Origin of the sequence: Streptomyces viridosporus, from assembly GCF_002078235.1 — a bacterium.
GTDB classification, from domain to species: Bacteria; Actinomycetota; Actinomycetes; order Streptomycetales; family Streptomycetaceae; genus Streptomyces; species Streptomyces viridosporus.
Map to the genome: position 1 here is coordinate 19,564 of NZ_MSGP01000138.1, position 14,712 is coordinate 34,275.

Below are 14,712 nucleotides of genomic sequence, written 5' to 3' on the forward strand. Positions count from 1 at the left end.
CGGGTGTTCTTCCAGATTGCTCTCCGCCGTCGTGACGTGCGGAAAGCGGCACCGCCCGCCGGCCGGGCGCCGGTGGAGGGTGCCGTGTCCGCCGCGCCGGGGGAATCCGTCCCCCGGCGAAACGATGTGTTCCGGTACTTTCACGGGCACCGGGCCGCGGGCCCGTCTACCGCGGTTCACGCCGGACCGGCCCGAGCGCGCCGGGGGCGACGTCCCCGGCGAACACGCCCCGCGGGTCGACGCGGGCACGCACCCGGCCGACGGCCGCCGCGCGCTCCTCGTCGAGGTGCCGCTGCGGACGCTCGTGTCCCTCGACCAGGGACGGCAGGGTGTACCCCGTGTCCCAGGGGGCGAGCGCCTCCCGCACGGTGGCGCAGTGGTCGTGCAGGGCCGAGGCGGTGACCGGTCCGAACGGCGGGCCCGACCCCATGTACGCGTAGGCCGCGTCCACCTCCGACAACGCGCCGCCCTCCGGGTGGGCCTCGGCGAACGCCCCGCCGAGCTGGCGCAGCGTGGCCACGGCCAGCGGTGAGCCCGAGCCCTCGCCGACGGCGCCCAGGAAGGCCGCGGCGCCGACGTCGTCCAGTTCGCGCAGCAGCAGGTGGTCGCCGATGAAGGGGACCGGGTCGGCGGGGTCCATGTGGGCGTCCAGCACCCCGGCGGGCCCGGTCTCGGCCCAGGTGTCCAGCAGCGGCTCGGCGATCTCGCGCAGCGGGCCGAGGAGCCCGGCGGCCGTCTCGCGGGCCGCCGCGGTGTCCTCCTCCCGGCGCGCGAGGACGGCACCGTCGACGCAGAGCACCGGCCCGGCGGCGAGCTGCGGCGGGACGCCGGGCACCGGCGGCAGGTTCATGAGGCGCAGGGAGGTGGTCGCCTCGCGCGGAGCGTGCCGGGCCCAGGCCCGCCAGCGGTCCAGCAGCGGGCGGGCGTGGGCGGCGGACCAGTAGCTCGCGCCGGTGACGACCCTCGCGACGGGGAACAGGCCGATCTCCACACCGGTGACGACGCCGAACCCGCCGCCCCCGCCGCGCAGCGCCCAGAACAGCTCGGGTTCGTGGTCGGCGGCGGCGCGCACCGACTCCCCGTCGGCGGTGACCAGTTCGACCGCGCGGACGGTGTTGGCGGCGAGGCCGGTGCTGCGGCCGTAGAAACTGACGCCGCCGCCCAGCAGGTAGCCGACGACGCCGACGCCCGCGGCCGAGCCGTGGGCGGCGGCGAGCCCGTGCGGGGCCGCGGCCCTGACGACCTCGCCCCAGGTGGTGCCGGCCGGGACGCGGGCGGTGCGGCGGACGGGGTCGATCTCGACGCCGCCGGCCGGCTCGGTGCGGATGAGCAGGGCGCCGTCGGCGGGACGTACGGCGCCGGAGGCGTGCCCGGTGGTGTGCACGCGCACCGGCAGCCCCGCCCGGACCGCGGTGCGCACGGCGGCCCGGACCTGAGCGGCGGTGCGGACGGTGACGGCGGCCGCCGGGCGGGGCGGGGCGGCGAGGTTGAACGCGGCGGTCGCCCGCGCGTACTCGGGGCTCCCGGGCCGGGCGAGGGCCGTCTCCCGGACGTCGGAGAGGGACATGGACGGTTCCTTCCGTGGCGGCGGCCGGCGGGCCGGGGGCCGGCGGGCTGTCAGGCGTCTTTGACGGCGGTGAGGAACACGAAGGTGCCCGGCCCGCTCTCCTCGCGGACCGTCAGGCCCGCCTCGGTGAGCCAGCGCCCGAGGTCCTGCGGTTCGAACAGCCGCAGTCCGCCCTCGTGCTGCGGGAAGCGGTGGGCCGCCTGGAAGTAGCGGTAGACGGGGTCCTCGGAACGGCGGAACGTCATCGCGGTGAAGGTGCCGCCGGGGCGCAGGATCCGGCCCACCTCGGCGAGGGCGGCCGGCACCTCGTCGTAGAAGGCCTGCAGGGCGTTCCAGCACACGACCGCGCCGACGGAGGCGTCGGCGAAGGGCAGGTCGGCGGCGCCGGCCAGCACCGCGGGCACGTCGGGCAGCCGGCCGCGCAGCACGTTGAGCATGGGCAGCGAGCTGTCGACCGCGACCAGGCGGTCGGCACCGACGGCCTCGGCGACGACGGCGGTCCACCGGCCGGCGCCGGCGGCGAGGTCGACGACCGGTCCGTCGACGGGAGTGACGTGTTCGGCGATGTAGCGGTCCTCGTCCGCGGGGGTGACGGTACCGCCCCAGTTCGCGCCGGCGACGCGCAGGAACGAGGGGCGGGCGACGGCCTCGTAGAACAGCCCCATGCTGGGCACTCGGGAGAGCTTCTCCAGGAAGTCGTCCACCCCCGTTCCCTCGCCGGCCGGGGCGGTCAGGTCGAGGATGCCGCCCGCGACCGGGTAGTCGCGGGCGCAGCCGGTGCAGGTGAGGCGCCCGTCGCCGGGCTCGAGCTCCTTGTGGCACAGGGGGCAGCGCAGGGCGTCGGTGTGCGCGGCGAAGAGCTCGGAGCCGGCCGCGGGGGCGGTCGCGTGGGCCCGGTCGGGGACGGCGGCGGCCGGGGCGTCGGACGGGTCGCCGTGGCACACCGCCCAGTAGGCGCGGGCCCCGGTGCAGCCGAGCACCGTGCGGGTGTCGTTGTCCCAGGCGGTCAGGAGCTGCTGCGGGCTCAGAGCCTTCACCCAGCTCTCGTCGAAGGCGCGTTCGTCCTCGTCGAGGGTCCACGCGGACGGGGAGGGCCACACCCGGCCCAGCCCGGGCCGGCCGGGGTCGAGTTCGCTCAGGGCGCGGTCGAGGCGGGAGAGGTCGGCCGGGTCCGGTTCCCGGCCGGACGCGGCGGCGAGGATCTCGTCCCGGTCGGCCGGGAAGTGCGACAGCAGGTAGAACAGGGCGAGCGTCAGCGGGACGCCGATGCCGTCGGTGCGCAGCAGCTCCAGGTACCGGTCCAGACGGGCGCGCACCGCGCGGGTCACCGGCCCGGCGCTGGTGGGGTGTTCGGACTCGGCGAGCAGGCCGAGCAGGACCGCCAGGTGCCCTCGGCGCCCACGGTCGGCGCGCTCGAGCGCCGCGACCAGGGCGGGTACGGCGTCGAGCGCCGACGCGGTGGGCTCGCCGTCGTCCCACACCGCCTCCACCAGCAGGCGGTAGTGGTGCGCGGCCCGCTCCGGCGCGGCGTCCACGAAGGCGTCGACCAGGGCGTCGGTGGCGTGGGCGGTGGCAGCGTTCATGGGGCGTCCTTCCTGCATCGGTGCGGCGTCACCCGGCGTCACCCGGCGCCCTGCACAACCGGCGCGCTGACCTGCGGCGAAGCGGCCGACCGTATGGAATGCTGTCAGTGCCGCCCCGGCCGGTGCATCTTCTGGACTGCCCTCTTCCGTCCGGTGCCGCGCCGTTCCCGGTCCGCGGGGCGCACGCAGCAATCCGCAAGATGCGGGGCCCTCGGACGGCGGCGCACGATACGGCTGGACGCACGTGTTTCGGGACCGATCCCGCCGGGCGAGCCCTGTGACCTCCTTCAGCGAGCCGCGGCCTTCACGCGCGGACCGACCCTCCTCGGAGCGCCTCATGCACCCCTTCCGCATCGACATCCCGCAGGACCAGCTGGACGACCTGCGCCGACGGCTGGAGGCGACCCGCTGGCCCGACGAACTGCCCGGCGTCGGCTGGAGCCGCGGGGTGCCGCTCGGCTATCTGAAGGAGCTCGCCGAGTACTGGCGCACGTCGTTCGACTGGCGCGCGGCCGAGGCGCGCCTGAACGCGCACCCGCAGTTCGTCACCGAGATCGACGGCGCGCCGGTGCACTTCCTGCACGTCACCTCGCCCGAGCCGGACGCCACGCCGCTGCTGCTCACGCACGGCTGGCCGGGTTCCGTCGCCGAGTTCCTCGACGTGATCGGCCCGTTGTCCGACCCGAGGTCGCACGGCGGTGACCCGGCCCAGGCGTTCCACCTGGTCGTCCCGTCGATCCCGGGCTACGGGTTCTCCCGCCCGCTGCCGGAGAAGGGCTGGGACACGGGCCGTATCGCCCGTGCGTGGGCCGAGCTGATGGCGCGCCTGGGCTACGACCGGTACCTGGCGCAGGGGGGCGACGCCGGTGCGGTGATCTCCCTGGAGCTCGGCCGCATCGACCCCGAGCACGTCATCGGCGTGCATGTGAACATGCTGATGACCTTCCCGTCGGGCGACCCGGCCGAGCTCGCCGGGCTCGGCCCGGCCGACCAGGCCCGCCTGGGCAAACTGGCCCGCTTCGACGCGGAACTGTCGGGCTACATGAAGGTCCAGCAGACCCGCCCGCAGACGCTGGCGTACGCGCTGACCGACTCGCCGGTGGGCCAGCTCGCCTGGATCGTGGAGCGGTTCCTGGACTGGACCTCGGCCGAGCAGCGCCCCGAGGAGGCGGTCGACCGCGATCTGCTGCTGACCGTCGTCTCGATCTACTGGCTGACGGCCACGGCCGGTTCGTCGGCCCAGTTCTACTTCGAGGGCGCGGAGGGCGTGCGCGCCGCCGCGTCCGGCGCGGTGCCGCCGCCGCTGACGGTGCCGGTGGGGGTCGCCGTCTTCCCGGACGACATCTTCGTCCCCGTCCGGGCCCTCGCCGAGCGCGACCTCCCCACCCTCACGCACTGGACCGAGTTCGAGCACGGCGGACACTTCGCCGCGATGGAGCAGCCGGCCGCCCTGACCGGCGACATCCGCGCCTTCGCCCGCTCCCTCACGTCCGCCACCGCCACCGCCGCCTGAGACGGCACCCGTTCAGACAGAGATGAGGCCGTAGATGACCACCCCGACCGTGATCGACGTCTGGCTGGGCGACCTGACCTTCCCCGGCTACATGGACCGGCTGCACCGGCTGGGCGCCGAGTTCGAGAAGGCCCACCCGGAGTACCGGATCAACATCGAGGGCCGGGACTTCCGCAACCTGTCCCGGGAGATAGCGGAGGCGGCCGACGCGGGCCGTCCGCCGGCGATCGGCGAGTTCTACTTCGCCGTCACCCAGGCCGCGTACGACATGCGCACCCGTGACGGCGCACCGCTGTTCACGTCGGTGCAGCAGGCGATCGCCGGCCGCACCGAGATCCTCGGCGAGCCGGTCGTCGTCGACGACCTGCTGCCGGCCGTGCGCGAGCACTACTCCCGCGACGGCGACCTGGTCTCGATGCCCGCCGTGGTGACGGCGATGCTGATCTACGGCAACCAGGACCTCCTGCGGGCCGCGGGCGTCGAGCGGCTGCCCACCACCTGGGAGGAGCTGGAGGCGGCCTGCGAGGCCGTCGCGGCGCTCCCGGACGGCCCGCGCCACGCGGTGACCTGGTCCAACCACGGCCTGTTCTTCCAGCAGGCGCTCGCCGTCCAGGGCGGGCAGCTGGCCGACCGGGACAACGGCCGCTCGGGCCGGGCCGCGCGCCTGGACCTGTCGTCCAAGGAGATGCTCACCTGGGTCGAGTACTGGCAGCGGCTGCACCGGAACGGCCACTACCTGTACACCGGCAAGATCCCGGACTGGGAGGGCAACCTCAAGGCGTTCGCCGACCAGGACGTGGCGCTGCGCATCACCTCGTCCAACGACCTCAACTACATGGCCCAGGCGGCCGAGCACGCCGGCTTCGAGATGACGGTGGGCCGCTTCCCCGGCCGGGCGGGCGAGCCGTACGGCGGCAACATCATCGCCGGTACCTCGCTGTGGCTGACCGCCGGCCTCGACGAGGTGACGCAGGACGGCGCGCTGGCGTTCATGCAGTTCCTCAACAACCCGCGCAACGCGGCGGACCGTCACATCGCGAGCAGCTTCGTGCCGGTGACCCGCTCCTCGTACCGGTTGCTGGAGGAGGAGGGGTGGTTCGAGGCCAACCCCTACCACCGGTTGGCCAGCGCCCAGCTCGGCAGCTACACCGAGGGTGAGGGCGTGCCGCCGTGCCGGGGCGCGCTGTTCGGCGACTTCGCCGGCGCGCAGGACGTGATGACCCGCGCGATGGGCGACGTCCTGCTGCAGGGCGCGGACGCGGCCGAGCGGTTCGCCGAGGCGACCCGGGAGGCGCAGGAGCTGCTCGACGCCTACGAGCGCGACCGCGTCGACAACGGCGTGCGCAGCCCCGAGAGCCTGCGGGTGGAGTACTTCGCCGGCGTCGAGGCCTACACGGGCGCGCAGCTGGAGAACGCGGTGCGCGGCAGCAACGGCTGAGGCCGGACACGCTTGAAGGGGCGCCCCGGGTGGGGGCGCCCCTTCCGTGTGCCGTCAGGCCACCAGGGTGCGGGCGGGCTCGCGGTAGTAGTCGAAGTCGACGGCCTGGCCGTCGAGGGCCAGGCGCAGTTCGGCCAGGCAGGTCCGTACCGAGGCGAGCACCGCGGGCACCCGGACGGTGTCCGCCAGGTGGGTCAGGGTGCGGTAGCTCTCGATCAGGTGGAGCTCCTGCTCAGCCGTGAGGGGTGAGGACGCGTTCGTCATGGAGTCGTGCCGCCTTCCATTGTGATCGGGGCAGGCTGCCGGCGGGGGCGAGCTCCACCACGGGTCGGATGCCGATCTCGCGCTTGAACTCCTCCGCGATACGGCCGCACAGCGCGTCGGCGGCCCGGCCGGCGAGTTCGCCCGCGTCGACCCTGACGTGGACGGTGTCGAGTCCGCGTACGGTGCGGATGGACGACTGGAACTCGTCGACCTCGTCGAAGGAACGGACGACGTCCTCGATCATCACCGGGGTGACGGACACCCCGCGGACCTTGCGCATGTCGTCGACGCGGCGCAGGATGCCGCCGTCGTAGAAGTCCCAGGTACGACCGCAGCCGCACTCGGTGTGCGGGCGTCTGACGACGACGTCCTCGGTCCAGTGGCGGAAGAGCTGGACGCCCTCGCGGGACAGTCCCGTGGTGACCCGGACGCCCTCCTCGCCGTAGCCGACGGGCTGCTTCGTCTCGGGGTGGAGCACCTCGTCGTAGCAGGACTGTTCGTTGATGTGGCAGGCGTTGCGCCGCGAGGGGCACTCGAACATGAAGACGCCGCCGAACTCGGTGGTGCCGGCCGCGTTGAAGACGCGGGCGCCGAAGGCCTCCTCGATGGTGCGGGTGGTGAAGTCGGAGCGCGGCTCCGCCCCGGCCAGGATGATCCGTACGTTCGCCTCGCGGGCGAGGTCGACGCCCATCTCGCGGGCCGTCTCGATCAGCCGCATGGCGTAGCTGGGGGTCAGGCCGAGGACCTCGATGCGCTGGTCCACCAGCAGACGGACACGGGTGCGGGAGTCCAGGCCGCCGGAGGGGAAGACGGTGCAGCCCATGCGCTCCAGCGCGTAGTGCATGCCCCAGAAGCCGGCGAGCAGGCCGTAGCCGAAGCACACCATGCCCTTGTGGTGCGGGCGCACCCCGTTGGCGTACAGCGCGGTGCAGAAGGTGTCCACGCACCACACCCAGTCCCGCTCGGTGTCGAAGGTGCGGACCGGCGGGTTGCCGCTGGTGCCGCTCGTCTGGTGGTGGCGCACGCCCAGCGACGGGTCGAGCGAGGGCCAGGTGCCGTACGGCGGTGCCTGTTCCTCGGCCCGGAGCAGGTCCGCCTTGTACAGCAGCGGCATCCGGGCGGTGTAGTCGGCGAGCGAGGTGATGTTCTCGGGGATGCGGGCGCCCCAGAACGGCGAGGAGCGCCGGGCGTGCTCGAGGGCGCGGCTCAGGCGCCGCCACCGCCAGGACTCCAGCCGTTCCCGCGGCATGGTCTCCGCCGTGCTGTTCCAGTAGTCCACGTGTGTCTCCGATGTACGCCCGGCAGCCGGTGGCACCGGGAATCCTGGCGCTCGCCGGCCCGGCGGCGCGTCCTTGCGCGTGCGGTGCGCGACCGGCGGGCTCAGGCGGCCGGGGCGGTGGCCGTCCAGGCGGCGAAGTCCCGCACGACACGCAGGTAGTTGGTCACGATGTCCATGCCGTGGTCGGTGCGGAAGCTCTCGGGGTGGAACTGGACCGACTCCACGGGCAGGGTGCGGTGGCGCAGCCCCATCACATAGCCGTCGTCCGCCGACCGGGCGGTGACCTCCAGACAGTCGGGAACGGTCTCCTCGGGCACGATGAGCGAGTGGTAGCGGGTCGCCTCGAACCGGTCGGGCAGGCCGGTGAACAGACCGCGTCCGTCGTGGCGGATCCGGCTGGTCTTGCCGTGCACGAGGTGCTCGGCGGGCACCACGCTCGCGCCGTAGGCGCGGCCGACGGCCTGGTGGCCCAGGCACACCCCGAGCAGCGGCAGGTGCCCCGCGAAGGCCCGTACGAGCTCCACGTGCCCCGACTCGTCCGGGTGCCCCGGCCCGGGGCCGAGGAGGATGCCGTCCAGCCCCATGGCGGGCACGTCGGCCGGGGAGAGCGCGGGGGAGCGCACCATGAGGGGGACGGCGCCCGCCGACATCAGGTACTGGCGCAGGATGTCGACGAAGCTGTCGAACGCGTCGACCACCAGGATCCGCGGATGTGCAGCGGAGGCGGGCCGGACGGGGAACATCCGGGTCACAGCAGCTCCTTTCCGGTGACCGCCCAGTGGGCGGCGCTCATCTTGGCCAGCGTCTCGCGCCATTCGGCGCGGGGGTCGGAGTCGGCGACGATGCCCGCCGAGGCACGGGTGCGGTACACGCCGTCGTGGTGGAACAGCGTGCGGATGCACAGGGCGAGGTTGGTGTAGCCGCCGACGTCGAGGACGCCGAGCGCGCCCGCGTACAGGCCGCGGCGGCTGCGCTCGACGGACTCGATGATCTCCATGGCCCGGATCCGGGGGGTGCCGGTCATGGTGCCGGCGGGGAACAGGGCGGCGATCGTGTCGAAGGCGTCCTTGTCCTCCTCGGCCCGCCCCCGCACGGTGGACACCAGGTGCAGCACGTGCGAGTAGCGCTCGACGGTGAGCCGGTCGGGCACCCGGAGGGTGCCGGCCCGGCAGATCCGGCCGATGTCGTTGCGGCACAGGTCGACGAGCATGGTGTGCTCGGCGATCTCCTTGGGGTCCGAGGACAGCCGCCGGGCGCCGGCCTCGTCGTCCCCGGTGCGCGGCAGCGTCCCGGCGATGGGGCGCATGGTGACGGTGCCGTCCTCGACCCGCACGAACAGTTCGGGGCTCGCGCCGATGACGCACTGTCCCGCCAGGCTCGCGAGGTACATGTACGGCGAGGCGTTGCGCCGGCGCAGCCGCTGGTAGACGTCGGCCGGGCGGGCCGGGGAGCGCATGGTCAGCTCGTGCCCGATCTGCACCTGGTAGATGTCGCCGACCGCGATGTGCTTCAGGCAGCGCTCGACGTCGGCGGCGAACCGGACGGGGTCGCTGTCGTCGGTGACGACGGCTTCGGGGAAGGTGTCGGCGGCGGGCTCGGGATGGGTGTCCTCGGCCCGGGTGAGCAGGTGCAGGACGCCGTCCTGGTCGAGGGGGTCCCAGTGCGCGGACTCGTGCAGCAGCAGCTCGGCCCCACCGCCCTCGAGGTCGGCGACGACGCAGCCCTGGTGCAGCACGAGGTGGACGTCGGGCAGGTCGGGGCGGTCCTCGATGAGGTGGGGGAGGTCCTCGACGTAGCGGACGGTGTCGTAGCCGAAGTAGGCGAGGAAGCCGAAGCGGAAGCGGGTGGCCGAGCCGTCGGCGTCGAACATCCGCCGGGCGGTGCGCAGGAGTGCCCACAGGTCCGTGAAGGAGCGCAGCCGCACGGTGGCCTCTCCCGTGTCGCCGGCCAGGTCCGCCCGGTCCGCCCCGTCCGGCGCGAGCAGCGGCCGGGCCCGTTCCAGGAGCAGCCGGACGAGGCCGGGCCGGCCCGCGACGCGCACCTCCCCGTCGGTGACGGACAGCGACAGCAGTGTGCCGAAGCCGGCGAACTGGTAGCGGCGGTCGTGCGGCGGGCCGGCGGCGGACTCCAGGAGGTACACCTGGTCGGCGCCGAACCGCGCGGCGAGGGCGCGGTAGGCGGGGAGCATCGCCGGCTGGGGCAGACCGCGCGTGCGCGTCGTCACGCGGACCGGGGCGGGCGCCGCCGGGTGCGGATCGGTCATGGCAGGTCCTTCTGGGTCACGTGGTGATCGCGTAGCGGTGCGCGACCTGTCGGGCGGTGCGCGCCGGGCCGTCGGGCCCGGACCGGCGGTCGAGGACCCGGGCCGCCTTCCAGCTGACGAACGAACCGGTGTGGGTCACGGGGTCGATGTCGGTGTCGGCCACGACGGTGCTGTGCGCGCCGGTGCGTTCGCGCAGCCGGGCGGCGACGGCCGCGGCGATCCGGTCGGGCCGTGCCGTGCCGGGAAGGAGGTCCATGCGGACGGTGATCCGGTCGCCGCCGTCCGGTGCGCGGTCGATGACGACCTGGTAGCCCAGGCAGCCGCGGACGTCCGTCAGCACGGCCGCCTCCAGTTCGGCCGGCCACAGCAGGCCGTCACCGACCTGGATGCGGTCGCCGGCGCGTCCGACGACCTCGACGACGGGGCCGGGCAGGGCGGAGCCGGGCGGGGCGGGGGTGAGCCGGACCAGGTCCCCGGTGCGGTAGCGGACCAGCGGCTTGATGCCGTCGATCAGCATGGTCAGCACCAGTTCGCCGGTGCCGTGGGGGCCGAGGGGGGCGCCGGTGTCCGGGTCGACCAGTTCGGCCAGGTAGTTGGGCGCGGACAGGTGGAGGGCGCCGCTGTCGGCGCCGGAGGCGATGCACAGGGCCTCCTGGGAGCCGTACAGGGCGGGCCGTACGACGGCGTGCGGCCAGACGGTGGAGACGTTCGCCGCGAACTGCGGGGTGCAGATCTCGCCGAGGACGAGGAAGAGCCTCACCGGCAGCGCGGCCGGGTCGTAGCCGTGGTGCAGGGCCGCCTTGGCCAGGCTCAGGCACAGCGCGGGAGCGCAGACGAGGACCTCGACGCCCAGTTCCTCGATGAGGCGCAGTGCCTTCTTGAAGCCGACGCGCGGGGACTCGGGCCAGAGTTTGACGTGGCAGAGGTCGAGGGTCGCGGCCACGTCGGTGAACACGTCGCCGAACGCGTAGAGTTCGGACGGTCCCATCAGGCCGACGACGGGTTTGCGGTCGCCGAAGCGGGTGCGCAGCAGGTGGCGCCAGGACTGCTCCACGGCGGTGTTGGAGGCGGCGATGTCCCGGGCGCCGCGCGGACAGGGGGTGGCGGCCCCGGTGGTCCCGTTGGTCTCGTAGTAGATCCGTGCGTCGGACAGCGGGCCCGACAGTACGTCGTGCATCTCGCGGCGCAGGTCGTCCTTGGTGGTGAAGGGCAGCGACCCGAGCGTGGCGGGGGTGACGGACTCGATGTCCACGCCGGCCAGGTGGCGGCGGTAGAACGGGGAGCGTTCGGTGACGTGGCGCAGCACGGCGGTCAGTCGCCGCGCGTGCCAGTCGGCCAGGGCCCGCTCGGTGAGGGTGCCGGCGTAGAAGGAGTCGCTGACCCGGCGGTGGGCGGCGAGGAAGGCGTCGGTGCCGACGGCGGTCACGGCCGGCCCCGCGGTGCGAGGGCGGGCTCGGGGACGTCGGCGAACTCGGCGGCGTTCAGGGCGAGTCCCACGCGTTCGTTGGCCTCGCGGGTGTGGATCGGGCCGTCGTGCCCGGTGAGCCGGCGGTGCTCGGCCAGCAGCTCCATCATGTCCGTCATCCGCTCCACGAGCCGGGAGACGTTGGTCAGTCCCTCCTCGTCCTTCAGGGCGTCACCGCGGTGCAGGGCGTGCACGGTGGCGGGGAAGCCGCTGCCCACCAGGATCATCCGGTTGAGCAGGGCGTTGACGGTCAGCTGCGCCCACACCTCGCCGGCGCTGTAGCGGCGGGCGACGGAGATGACTCCGGCCACCTTGTTGGTCAGCGGGCGGTCGAACCGCAGGTGGCCCACCCCGGCCCGCTCGATGAAGGTCTGCATGAGGCTGGCGGTGCCGAAGCCGTGGACCGGCGCGGCGAAGACGATGCCGTCGGCCCGGACCATCCTGGCCACCACGCCGGCGACGTCGTCCTGCACCGCGCAGGGGACCGTGCGGGTGTTGCAGTCGCCGCACGGACCGCAGCGGTCCATGCGGATGGTGCGCAGATCGACCGTCTCGAACTCGACCCCGCGCCCCGCCGCGATCCCGGCGGCGTGGCGCAGGACGTCGGCGGTGTTGCCGTCCCGCTCCGATCCGTTGATCGCCAGGATCCTGAGTGGTGCTGTCACGAGATGACTCCTTCGCAGATGCGGCGGTTCCGGCGCAGTCGGCGGCGGTCGGCCGGAGAGCGGGGCGCGGACGCCGGGGGCTCGAGTTCGCCAAGTCGTCGTGCGGGGGCCTGCCGACTTACCTGAATCGTCACGTCTGCGGGCGTGACGGCGCATCTCTCTAAATGCTGTGCGACGACCCCGGCCCTACGGGCGTGCGGGACGGGCGGCGGCGCAGGTCAGGCGCCGAGCGCGAGGGGGTAGGTGTCGAGTCCGCGGACGACCCACCGGTCGCGGTGGACCGGGGTGGCGGCGGCGGCCAGGCGCGGGAAGCGGCGCAGCAGCCGGGGCAGGGCGATGCGGGCCTCGAGGCGGGCGAGGGGGGCGCCGAGGCAGTAGTGGGGGCCCGCGCCGAAGCTCAGGGGCTGCGGGGCGCCGCCGCGCGCGGGGTCGAAGCGGTCCGGTGCGGTGAAGCGGCGCGGGTCGCGGTTGGCGGCGGCCAGGATCAGGGTCAGCCGGGTGCCGCGCGGGACGGCGGTGCCGAGCAGGTCGGTGTCGTGGGCGGCGAAGCGGCTGGTGACGTGGACGGGCGGCTCGTAGCGCAGGACCTCCTCGACGTAGGCGTCGGCGAAGTCCGCGTCGTCGCGCAGCCGATGCGCGTACGGGGGGTGGCCCAGGGCGATCATCAGTCCGTGGCCGATGAGGAAGCTGGTGGTCTCGAAGCCGGCGGTGAGCAGCACCATGAGGTTGCCCATCAGCTCCTCGTGGCTGAGCCGTTCCGGGTCGCCGTCGTGCACCGCGGTCAGGGTGGTGAGGAGGTCGCCGGCGGGCCTGCGGCGGCGCTGTTCGACGAGCGCGGCGAAGTAGCGGGCGAGGGCGTCCATCGCGGCGTCGGCCCGGTGCAGGGCGGCGGGGTCGGAGAACCCGTCGGTGGCCACGGCGATGGCGGAGGCCGTCTCCCGGAACCAGACCTGGTCCTCCTCGGGGAAGCCGAGCACGGCGCCGATGACGGCGACGGGCAGCCGGGAGGCGAACTCGGCGATGACGTCGACCGGGTCGCCGCCTGCGCCGAGGCGGGCCATGCGGTCCAGGAGGCGGTCGGCCATGCCCTCGACGACCGCGGCGAGGTCGCGCACCCGGGGCGGGGTGAAGGCGAAAGCGGCCAGGGACCTCAGACGGGTGTGGTCGGGCCCGTTGCTGTAGAGCATGGAGCTGGTGAAGGCGCGCAGGGAGGAGTGGGAGCGCCAGGCCGGGTGGGCGGCGTCGTAGGCCGTGCGGTCCTGGACGTGCAGACGGGTGTCGCGCAGGGCGCGGGCGCACGCGTCGTAGCCGGTGACGACCAGCCGCCCGGGGCCGCGCCGGGCGAGGTCGCCGTGGGCGCGGATCGCCTCGTACAGCGGGTAGGGGTCCTGTCGTCCCCGCCTGGTGCCCAGGGCGGCGAACGCCTCCGTCAGGGACGGGGCAGACTCGGCCATCCGGTGTCTCCTCCTGCGGCGGGCCGCTCGGTGCGGCCGGGCGGGCCGGTCACGCGGCGCGGTCGGCGGCGGTCAGTTCGATGATCGCCGAGGGGCCGGCGGGGTGGACGGCGGCCACCTTCAGGCCGGCGTCGGCGGCGAGCGCGGCGAACTCGGGCACGCCGCGCTCCCGGGCCCCGTAGACGCACAGCATCCGCAGGTCCATGCCGGTGCGCGGGGCGTCGCCGCGGGGCCCGATCGACTCGATGACGAAGACGGATCCGGTGCGGCCGGCGGCCTCGGCGCAGCGGCGCAGGATCGCGGTCGCCGCGGTGTCGTCCCAGTCGTGCAGGATCAGCGAGAGCAGGTAGCCGCCGGCTCCGGCGGGCAGCGGGTCGAAGAAGCTGCCGGTGACGGCGTCGGCGCGGTCGGCCAGGCCCGAGGCGGCGAAGGACAGCTCGGCGCTGTGCGCGGCCTCCTTCAGGTCCACGACCGTGCCGCGCAGGCCGGGGTGGGCGTCGAGCAGCGCGGTCAGCAGGGAGCCGTCGCCGCCGCCCACGTCGACGACGTGGCCGAGCCGGCCCCAGTCGTAGCCGGTCACGACGTCCGGGGCGCGGACGGCGACGTCGGCACCCAGCAGGGAGTTGAAGGCGGCGGCCCGTTCGGGGTCGTCGGTCAGGTCCTCCCAGTAGGGGCGTCCGTAGCGCACCGGGAAGGCGGCCTCGCCCGTGGTGACGCTGTGCAGCAGTTCCACGAAGGACAGTTCTCCGCGACCGCCGGTGCGGATGTCGAACCAGGCGCGCAGACCGGCCGGGTGGTCCTCGCACAGGGGACGCCCCAGGTCGGTCAGGGTGTAGCGGCCGTCCGCGTCGCGGTCGAACACTCCGCGTACCGCCAGGTAGCGCAGCAGCCGCTCCAGGGCGCCGGGGTGGGCGCCGACCGCCTCGGCCAGGTCCTTCGCCGTCCGGGTGCCGGCGGCGATGTGGTCGGCGATCCGCAGGGTCGCGGCCACCCGCACGGCCATCGGCGTGCCCAGGTTCGCCATCCGCCACAGCGCGGCGGCCTTGCCGTCCTCGTCGCCCAGCACAGCGGTGCCCTCCTTCGTCGGGGGTACGGGCGAACCCGTGGTGCCATCCTCGCCGAGCGGCGGGCACGGGCCATCTCCTGGATTGCGCTCCTGCCGGGGCGGATCACCGAGCAGCCCGCCACCGGGTCCGGTGACGGGCTGCTCGGTGATCCGCC

At 74.3% G+C, this 14,712-nt stretch carries 12 protein-coding genes; 2 read left to right on the top strand and 10 right to left on the bottom strand.

The genetic code is table 11. The annotated features are described in order from the left end of the window. Positions 1-166: 166 nt before the first annotated feature. On the bottom strand, positions 167-1,567 hold the full coding sequence (locus B7L92_RS10580) for an FAD-binding protein (RefSeq protein ID WP_081237167.1): 1,401 nt from the start codon (positions 1,565-1,567) through the stop codon (positions 167-169). A gap of 50 nt (positions 1,568-1,617) precedes the next feature. Continuing rightward, a complete protein-coding gene (locus B7L92_RS10585; protein WP_081237168.1) occupies positions 1,618-3,150 on the bottom strand; it encodes a class I SAM-dependent methyltransferase in 1,533 nt (510 codons plus the stop codon). Positions 3,151-3,487: 337 nt separating this feature from the next. On the opposite strand from B7L92_RS10585, the gene B7L92_RS10590 reads away from it, so the two are divergent. After that, positions 3,488-4,663 (top strand): epoxide hydrolase family protein, encoded by a 1,176-nt coding sequence (locus B7L92_RS10590; RefSeq protein ID WP_081237169.1) that lies wholly within the window; start codon positions 3,488-3,490, stop codon positions 4,661-4,663. 34 nt (positions 4,664-4,697) lie between these two features. Then, the gene (locus B7L92_RS10595; RefSeq protein WP_081237170.1) at positions 4,698-6,101 is read left to right on the top strand and encodes an extracellular solute-binding protein; all 1,404 of its coding nucleotides are present in this window, start codon (positions 4,698-4,700) and stop codon (positions 6,099-6,101) included. Positions 6,102-6,155: 54 nt separating this feature from the next. Here the strand turns inward: B7L92_RS10595 and B7L92_RS10600 are convergent, their stop codons facing one another. The 8 genes from B7L92_RS10600 to B7L92_RS10635 all read right to left on the bottom strand — a co-directional run bounded on the left by B7L92_RS10600 (position 6,156) and on the right by B7L92_RS10635 (position 14,515). Then, on the bottom strand, positions 6,156-6,365 hold the full coding sequence (locus tag B7L92_RS10600; protein ID WP_081237171.1) for a DUF6052 family protein: 210 nt from the start codon (positions 6,363-6,365) through the stop codon (positions 6,156-6,158). Next, the gene (locus tag B7L92_RS10605) at positions 6,334-7,644 is read right to left on the bottom strand and encodes a phenylacetate--CoA ligase family protein (protein ID WP_081237172.1); all 1,311 of its coding nucleotides are present in this window, start codon (positions 7,642-7,644) and stop codon (positions 6,334-6,336) included. Before B7L92_RS10605 ends, B7L92_RS10600 begins: the two co-directional genes overlap by 32 nt. 101 nt (positions 7,645-7,745) lie before the next feature. Then, complete coding sequence (locus B7L92_RS10610; protein WP_255310853.1) at positions 7,746-8,387, bottom strand: anthranilate synthase component II; 642 nt, start codon at positions 8,385-8,387, stop codon at positions 7,746-7,748. Between the two features lie 5 nt (positions 8,388-8,392). Further along, a complete protein-coding gene (locus tag B7L92_RS10615) occupies positions 8,393-9,907 on the bottom strand; it encodes an anthranilate synthase component I family protein (RefSeq protein WP_081237174.1) in 1,515 nt (504 codons plus the stop codon). Between the two features lie 16 nt (positions 9,908-9,923). Next, positions 9,924-11,333 (bottom strand): phenylacetate--CoA ligase family protein, encoded by a 1,410-nt coding sequence (locus B7L92_RS10620; RefSeq protein ID WP_081237175.1) that lies wholly within the window; start codon positions 11,331-11,333, stop codon positions 9,924-9,926. After that, the gene (locus B7L92_RS10625) at positions 11,330-12,037 is read right to left on the bottom strand and encodes a flavodoxin family protein (protein WP_081237176.1); all 708 of its coding nucleotides are present in this window, start codon (positions 12,035-12,037) and stop codon (positions 11,330-11,332) included. Before B7L92_RS10625 ends, B7L92_RS10620 begins: the two co-directional genes overlap by 4 nt. Positions 12,038-12,255: 218 nt before the next feature. Continuing rightward, positions 12,256-13,491: a cytochrome P450 gene (locus B7L92_RS10630; protein ID WP_081237177.1), complete on the bottom strand. Its 1,236-nt coding sequence runs from the start codon at positions 13,489-13,491 to the stop codon at positions 12,256-12,258. A 49-nt stretch (positions 13,492-13,540) separates the two neighbouring features. Then, positions 13,541-14,515 (bottom strand): methyltransferase, encoded by a 975-nt coding sequence (locus B7L92_RS10635; protein ID WP_107501437.1) that lies wholly within the window; start codon positions 14,513-14,515, stop codon positions 13,541-13,543. Between the last annotated feature and the right edge of the window lie 197 nt (positions 14,516-14,712).